Raw genomic sequence first — 8,991 nt, 5'->3', positions numbered from 1 at the left:
TTATTTTGCCTAACATATTGCCACTTTTTTATACCGAAATATACACTTTTTGGCGATTTAAAAGTACTGTTTTCAACTGAATTTAATCACAAGTTATTAACAATCAAATTGTTAATTCATTTTTAAGGAATGACTATTTAGAATAAAAATCAAAAAGGTGTAATTATTTTTTAGATAATTACACCTTTGCATTTTAACTATTGTTTAATCAAGTAGCCTAATTACAATTTGTTTCAACAATTGGCATTATTCTTTAATGATCTTTAAGTTTTGGATTCCGAATGCATTATTTATCTTTAAAAAATACATTCCCGATTTAAAAGCACTCATGTCGATTTTATGCGAAGATGGCACAATCTTTTCTAACACCTTACGTCCTAAAATATCGGTCAAAGTAATTTGATTTTGCTCATCTAACAGTTGCAACTGCAACACATCTTGTACCGGATTTGGGTAGCAAAATTGATTTAAACCGAATACCTTTTCTACTCGTAAAGAACAATTACTACCAACCACATAAGAAATGTATTTCGTCACGGACAGGCCACCGGCATAAGCAAATTTGCAAGCGTAGCTAATGGTTGAACCGATGGTTTGTCCTGTAATGGTTTTCGTGAAAATATTTCCTGAAACATTTAACATTTGCGATTCTGAAAAAGGAGATTGTTTCCATAAAAAAGCCACTGTACCAACTTTGTCTGTATCCAACAATTCAAAATTTATCTTTACATCTGTTCCTATAGTTTCAAAAGTATATTTATAACCTAAAGAGAAAGCGCCCTGTGTTGCTTGTGTTTCAGTACCGGTACACTGCAAAATTGTAGTTGTTTTGGCGGTGAGTACAATTGGATTATTACCAGCAGCATTTCCCGAGGCGTCAGTTGCTGAAATAGTAAAAGTATAATTGGTGTTTTGATCCAAATTATTGATAGTTAATGTTTTTTGAGTGCCCGAAGGACTATATGTCGAACTCGTTCCAGAACCATAATCGACATTGTAGCTAACATTTCCCGAGTTATCGGTAGCATTCAACACTAATGCCACAGAAGAACCTGTAATGGTACCCACACTAGCTGTAAAATTTGTAGGTGCTTGCGTGTCAATAGTTGTATTTTGATATACTCTAACATAATCAATATCCATGCTAGTTTGAGTGAAATTAGCGTTTATATCTCCCGCTATTCCGCCCATAGCAATATTCAAAAGTATGTATTGTTCTTTATCGAATGGCCAATTGTTGGCATCTTTTACTGTTGGATTGTAAGTATAAAAAACGACGTCATCGACAAGAAATGAAATTTGATTAGGAGACCAATTCATTGAATAAATATGATAATTGTTAGCAATATTATCCCCTACAACCACACCCCCAATATTAAAAGTATTTCCGAAAGAAGATGGCGTGTGCAAGGCACTTTGAATGTAATTATCTGGTTTAGAACGAGTAATTCCATGTTCCAAAATATCAATTTCACCACAAGCGGGCCAATCCGTTGTACCGTAATTGGAATCAAAAAAACCACCGTCTTCATTTACATTTTTCCCGAGCATCCACAAGGCAGGCCAAGTTCCAGCATCTTTTGGAATTTTTGCTCTGACATCTACTCGACCGTATTTGAAAGCAAATTTTGAATTTAACCGCGCCGATGTATATTGCTTAGTTACATTTTGATCTGTGAAGGTTTCCTTTTTGGCAACAATACTCAAATTGCCATTTGCTACCGAGGAATTGGTCGTTCGATTGGTATAATGTTGAACCTCATTATTAAACCAGTTTCCACCTGCTGACAATTGGGTTTGATGAAACCAATTGTTGGAATCAACAGTTCCATTAGTAGTAAACTCATCAGACCAAACCAGATCTTTATACACAACATCAACTTGCGCACAAGAAAATTGACTCATTAGAAAAAATAAAAATAGTATTTGAAGGAGCTTTTTTTTAATCATGATTTATGTTTGACTGTTAAAATAATTAGTTGTTTTTTAATTTTTCATTTTTATCCCAAATACCCCAAAAAGAACCTACATCTCCTTCTGCTCCTACTTTCCAAGACTCATCAAATGAGGAAAAATAGAACATTTCTATGTCCATTTGTTTGCACCATTTTTGCGTATCAACAAAATATTTCATGGCATTCTCTTGTGATGCATAAGCTGCACCGTGAGAACCTCCTTGGCTTGGCCAACCTGTCTCCGTAATAATTATTCTTTTGTCACCGCCATTGCTTTTTGCTGTTTCAAACATATTTTGCATATGATGAAAAGCATAATCTATTGAACAACCATCCCAATACGGATAGCAATTTGCTAAAATTACATCACAAACATCTGTAATTCTTGTTCGAAATGAAAACTCGTAATAATTATCTACATAGCCTACGGGAATGGAACTTGGTATTGAATTTTTTACTATGTTGATATATTCCAACAATCTATCTTCAGTCAAATCCTTTCTGAACAGTACCTCATTTCCAACAGCAGCAATATCTACATAACCTTCTTTTGCTAAATGTATTAGCCCCTCTACTTCCTTTTTGTTGACTTGATGATCTTCTCCTAACCAAGCACCAACTAATGTTTTAATGCCAAATTCACGGGCAATTATGGGTATAAATTCGTTGCCTTCAGTACAGGAAAAAGACCGAATCCATTTGGTATACGGAGCAATTATCTTCATCCTGCGACGAACTTGTTCTTCTGTTATTATGGTACCTGGCTTTTGCCCCTCTTCATATGCACTAAAGGAAACCCCATGCATACCCTTTTCAAGAGTTTCTTTCCATAAATGAGCTAGTTCTTGAGTTGAAATTTCAGAAATGTGAATTTCATCCGCATTTTTTTGGAGTGCAATTACTTCTTTATACTCTTCAATCGAAAAATAACGCTCTTCTTTATAAGACATGATTATTTCTTATTTATCTCCAAATTTTACACTTTCGTATTTATCCCAAACTCCCCAATAAGCTCCAACTTCACCTTCTGGACCTACTTTCCATGATTCATCAAAAGAAGAAAAATAAAACATCTCTATGTCATTTTGCTTGGACCAATTTTGGGAGTCAATAAAATATTTCATGGCATTTTCATTAGAGGCAACAGCTCCTTTAAGAAAACCACCTTGACTTGGCCAACCTGTTTCGGTAATAATAATTCGCTTGTTTTGACCAGCGTATTTTGCCGATTCAAACATACTGATCATGTGATTAAATGAATACTCGACAGGGCAACCTTCCCAATATGGATAGCAATTGGTTAAAATAACATCGCAAACTGCGGTAATATTTGGTCGGTGCGAAAATTCATAATACGCATCTACATATCCAATCGGAATGGTATTTGGTATTGTATTTCTTACTCTATCGATGAAATCTAAAAGCTCTTCTTCAGTTAAATCTTTGCGATACATCACTTCGTTTCCTACGGCAGCGATATCAACATAACCTTCGTTTGCGAGCTTTATTAATCCTTCAATTTCTTTTTCGTTGACATCAGGATCATCGCCGAGCCAAGCCCCAACTAATGTTTTAATTCCATATTCGTGAGCGATTTTCGGGATAAACTCATTCCCCTCCGTACACGAAAAAGAGCGAACCCATTTGGTATATGGAGCTATTATTTTCATCCTTCGTCGCACTTGCTCTTCCGAAATAATATCACCTGGTTTTTGTCCGTCTTCGTATAAACTGAAACAAACACCATGCATTCCGCTTTCTAAAGTTTCTCTCCATAACTTGGATAATTCGTTGGATGAAATATCCGAAATTTGAATTTCTTGATAACTACTTTGACCTTGTTCGCTGTTTTTATTATCTTCTAATGAAAAATAATGACCTTCTCTAAATGACATACCTTTAATTATTAAATTTTAAATTTTCGTTTTTATCCCAAATGCCCCATCCAGCACCAACTTCTCCTTCTTGTTTAATTTTCCACGATTCGTCAAATGATGAAAAATAAAATAGTTCAATTTCACGATTTTTAGCCCAATCTTGCACTGCTATAAAATATTTCATTGCATTCAAACGAGAAGGAACTGCAGCTTCAATATTATCTCCTTTACTAGGCCATCCTGTTTCGGTAATAATTACTTTTTTTCCTTTGGAAGCAAGTTGCGTTAATTCCATCATTCTATTCAAATAATTTAGCGCAAAATCATTATCAGCACCTTCCCAGAAAGGATAACAATTGACTAAAATAAGATCACAAGCATCAACCAAAGCAGGTCTGTTCAGAAACTGATAATACGCATCAACATATCCTACAGGAATTGAATCTGGTACTGCTGCTCTCACTCTCTGGATGTATCCAATTAATTCTTGCTCAGCTATTTCTTCCCTATGCAATACTTCATTCCCGATAGCTGCTATATCTACTAAACCGGCTTTAGCCAAAAGAATAAGTGATTGAATTTCCTTTTCGTTTCTTTCTTTATCAGCACTAATCCATGCTCCAACTACGATTTTGAGCCCTATATTGTGTGCTATTTCGGGTATTAATTCATTGCCTTCTGTACAGGAAAAAGTTCTAATCCATTGCACATGTGGTGCTATTAAATCCAATCTTCTTTTAATTTGATTTTCAGATAAAATATCGCCTGCATCTTGTCCTTCAACATAAGGGCTAAAACACAAACCGTGTAAACCGTTATTCAAAATTCCTGAAAATTGTTTGGCAATTTCAGCTTCAGTTTTAGAACTAAAATCAATACCCAATTTAGAATTTAATGTACTTCCGATTTTATCTAATGAAAGTAATTTTCCTGATAGATAAGCTGAGGATTGTTTTTTTGCAGGAAGCTTTCTTGAATCTAACTCTTTTTTGATTTCTTTAGCTTTTTCTTCTGTCAGGTCATAATCCCTCATCACCCACATTGCTATCAATGTTCCTAAAATTGGAATCCCTGAGAAAAAAAGTCGCAAACCTGTTACTGCACCTTCTGTTTGTGTTGCTGCTCCAGGATGGAAATCAACAAAAGACATTATTATACCCGTTAACAGTCCGGCAATAGCAAAACCAAATTTTACCATCCACCAATAAATAGCTCCAAAAATTCCTTCTCTGCGTTTACCTGAAGTTAACTCATCCATATCGCAAACATCAGCCGTCATAGACATCATTAACGTAAATAAACTTCCAATTCCAAAGGAAAAGAATGGCAAAGCAAAAATAAACATATAAGGTTTTCCGGGAATAAAAAGAAACCAAAGCAAAATATAGCCAAAAACGGATATTCCTTGACAAACTAAAAACGTTTTCTTTTTTTCCATTTTTTTAGACATCCAAGAAACTATCGGAATGACAACAAAAGTGGTGGATAACGCTCCTAAACATCCAAAAAGTGTTGGCCAAATACCCGCATCTGCTGAACTTCCGTTAAATAAATAGTAAACAACGATAAAAAAAGTAAAACCAGCGACAGTATTGAAGGCATTAAAAATTAAGAAAGTAGCTATGCAAAGTTTTCTGAAAGGACTGTTTTTAAAAGCTTCAACAAAACTCGAAAAAATTTCTTTTAAACTGCCTCCCATCGTTCTAAAGGTTAATGGAGAATAACTCACTTCGTCAATAGTTGACTTGCTTTTAATAAAAATAGCTGGAATCATCGCCAATATCATACAAGATAGACCAACCCAAACAGCCAAAGTTCTGGTCGCAGTATCTGCATTAGGAAACCAAGAAGGGTCATACATCACTACCCAAAACCAGGGTGCAATTACCCAAGCCCATTGTCCTATCCATTGCGATATAGCCATAATGCTTGTTCTTTCGTGAAAATCATCACTCATTTCATAACCCATTGCCACAAAAGGGACGCTAAAAATGGATAATCCCAAGTAAAATACGATTGACCATATCAGAAAATAGTAGAAATTATAATCGATCCCGCTTTCTCTGTACAATTGCCACATCACAATAAAAGAAATGCCCATAATAATAGAGCCTATAAACACATATTGTCTTCTTCTTCCCCATTTAGACCGAGTGTTGTCTGAAATAAAACCCATAATTGGGTCAATAAAAGCGTCTAAGATTCTGGGTAAGAAAAATGTAATACCCCACATCCAAGTTGGCATACCTAAATTTTCGACCAGCACAACCATAAAAATACCCAATGCTGCGGGGAACATTTGATTGGCTAACATTCCTAATCCAAAAGCGATCTTTTGACTCATTGGAACAATTCCTGTTGAGTTCGAATTATTATTTGACATAATAGTAAGGGTTAATTATTGTAATTATTTGGCTATCAAGGTTTAATTACTATTGTCTGCAATGCTTTTGCAGGAATAGAAATAGTTTTCTTTTTACTGTTTTGATTGATTTCTATAACGAATTCTTGCTCCGTAGGATTAAAAATTACCACTGCAATACTTCCGTCTGGATTTTTTACAGCGGTTGACATTAAATCGTTATTGCTGATTTGGCAACCAATTTTAACCGCTCCAGGACGCATAAATTTGCTAAAATGTGCCATCGTATAATATAAGGGTGTAAAATAGACCTCGTCTTTTTCTGGATCGACAATTACTGGTGCTACACACCAATTTTTGAACCAATTCGGTCCTCCTTGCTTGTCCAGAACCATATTCCAATCGACCCAACCATCGACCCAATTGTTTAAACAACCAATGATATCAGTTGCATAGCGATTTACTGGAGCGTATTTTGGGTGCAAATGTTTGTCTTTTTCAGATGCCCAATCCCAACCCCAATCGGTGGCTTCTTTTTTCCAATACCAAGCATCATCATTCCAATGTGGAATTTCAGAATCCACGCAAGCTTCGGTTTGAATTAAATATTTATTCGGTGCTTTTTGATGCGCATATTGCAATTCTTTTGGTAAATAATCATAAGTGCTTTCATACCAATGGATGGCAGTTCCGGCAAAATATTTAGAAGATTTTTCGTCTTTGAACATTTCATCTACCCATTCCGGTAAACCTGCTCTATTTTGATCGTAACCTAATATTTTAACTTGTCCCCAGCCGTCTTTTTCTAATTTTGGTCCCAGATGATTCTGAACAAAATCTGTCATTTCTTTGGGCGAAAACAGGGTACTTTCCCAGTTGTTTCCATTGCCGTGCGGCTCATTGATTACGGTAACTCCCCAAATGTTGATTCCTTCTTTTTTATATGCCTCTAAATATTTTGAAAAATATAAAGCAAACGAATCATTGTATTCTGGCAGTAATTTTCCGCCCACATATTTTTTGTTGTCTTTCATCCAAGGCGGTGATGTCCAAGGCGAGGCTATGATTTTAAAACCTTCTTTTGAAATGGCTTTAGCTTCTAAAATCATTGGTATTAAATCCGATTTATCATCTTCAATAGTGAAATTTTCTAATAACTTGTCATTTTCGACTTTGGCATACGTATAATTACTTAGCGAAAAATCACAAGATGCAATATGTGTTCTAGTTAATGAATACTTGGCACCGTTTTCGCCAAAATAAGCTTCCAAGATTTTATTTCGATTTGCAGCACTCAATTTATTCAATAAATAGGCACTAGATTCTGTAAATGAACTGCCAAAACCGGTTATAGTTTGAAATTTTTCTTGTTCATTTAAAGTAATAACTACCTGAGTTTTACTTTTTGAAAACTCAGTAATTTTTTTTAATGAATTGCCATTGGCAGAAGTTTCATAAACTTCGGTTTTTAATTCTTGCGTTGCTTTACAACTGTTCATAGAAAAAGTGATACTTACAATTAGTACTAAAATTTTGAAACGATTTAAAATGCATTGAACTTTTTTCATCACTAAATTAATTGGTTTTCAACATAGAAGGCGTTTTTACATCCTGCCATAATGCTTTTTCATCACCATTATAGGTTTTTGTAATGGGTTGACCATCACGTGCTAAATTTTTAAAAACACCATTATCTACCATTTCCCAAAGGGCATATTTGGCTTGTCCTTGCAAATTGATTAATCCAAAATGATTCTCAGAACCCGAAGGATTTCCGCTATCTTTCCATTGTTCATCGAAGGCTTCAAAATAAAAAAGCGATATTCTTTCCTTATTAGTCCATTCTCTCATTAATTTATAAAACAGTGCCGATTTGTATTCGTCTGTTGCTTTCGAACCGGAATTACCGTAAAGTTCACTTGATAATGAAGCCCAACCTGTTTCGCCAATGGCTATTGGTTTATTTACGCCCAAGGATTTCATATAATTAGAAACATTTCTATATTGATTGATAGCGTAATCTCTTGCCCTGACCATGGCAAAATCAATTTTTTGCTTTTCAGACACTAGTTTCTCACGTTCTAAAACTCCCCAAAATACAGGATGATAATGCGTGTCATGCATTGGGTATGTGTGCATAGAAATGTAATCAACAGCTTGTATAAGTTGTTTTAAGTCTTCTACATGATATTCTGCATCTCCACCGCCCCAAGAAGCAAAATTGTCAGAAGTGGTAACCCATAAAGTCGACGGCAATTTCTTTTCGTTTTTCAAATTTTGCAAGTGGTTTACCCATTTTAAAATGATGGCAGGTTCTACATAATAACTCGCTGCCCATTTTACCATTGCTTCATTACCTACAGCTATAATCTTAATAATATCAGGATATTCATTTGATAATCGTACTGCCTCAGCTATTTCGACAGCATTTCTTTCACTCTCAACATTGTGAATTGGAGGAAGAGCCGTCCAAGCATTCTTGCAATCAATCCAGGCGCCCAGCATTACATACATTTCAAAATTGGAATCTTCTTTTTTTAATTCTCTTATGGCGATTAACAAATTTGAAACCTCTTTATTGTGTACATTATAAGTTCTAAGCACTTTAATATTCATTGCTGAAAGTAGTTGCAAATCTTCCTTTAGTTGAGCAATAGTAGGTTCAATATCTCTTGTTTTTTCTCTAAATCCACCATAACAAATAGCTTGGTATTTTGGATTCCCTATAATATCTTTTGCGGTTATTTCTGCTGATTGTTTTGAATTCATAAGTTGTCTACTACACGAAAATAAAAGT

The 8,991-nt window shown here is 35.0% G+C and carries 6 protein-coding genes; all 6 read right to left on the bottom strand.

All coding sequences use genetic code 11. The features are described from left to right. Positions 1-246: 246 nt before the first annotated feature. Complete coding sequence (locus RMO83_RS01750) at positions 247-1,905, bottom strand: family 16 glycosylhydrolase (protein WP_310557945.1); 1,659 nt, start codon at positions 1,903-1,905, stop codon at positions 247-249. Between the two features lie 70 nt (positions 1,906-1,975). After that, entirely contained in the window at positions 1,976-2,905 is a 930-nt protein-coding gene (locus tag RMO83_RS01745) for a glycosyl hydrolase family 17 protein (protein ID WP_310557944.1), read from the bottom strand. A gap of 9 nt (positions 2,906-2,914) precedes the next feature. Then, positions 2,915-3,850, bottom strand: a complete 936-nt coding sequence (locus RMO83_RS01740; RefSeq protein WP_310557943.1) for a glycosyl hydrolase family 17 protein — start codon at positions 3,848-3,850, stop codon at positions 2,915-2,917. 4 nt (positions 3,851-3,854) lie between these two features. Continuing rightward, entirely contained in the window at positions 3,855-6,215 is a 2,361-nt protein-coding gene (locus RMO83_RS01735; protein WP_310557942.1) for an MFS transporter, read from the bottom strand. Positions 6,216-6,250: 35 nt separating this feature from the next. Further along, entirely contained in the window at positions 6,251-7,693 is a 1,443-nt protein-coding gene (locus RMO83_RS01730) for a glycoside hydrolase family 30 protein (protein ID WP_310557947.1), read from the bottom strand. 76 nt (positions 7,694-7,769) lie between these two features. Then, positions 7,770-8,963, bottom strand: a complete 1,194-nt coding sequence (locus tag RMO83_RS01725; protein WP_310557941.1) for a glycosyl hydrolase family 17 — start codon at positions 8,961-8,963, stop codon at positions 7,770-7,772. Positions 8,964-8,991 lie beyond the last annotated feature (28 nt).

This window comes from Flavobacterium sp. (genome assembly GCF_031423415.1).
Taxonomy (GTDB): domain Bacteria; phylum Bacteroidota; class Bacteroidia; order Flavobacteriales; family Flavobacteriaceae; genus Flavobacterium.
This window is presented reverse-complemented; position numbering and strand designations above follow the sequence as displayed.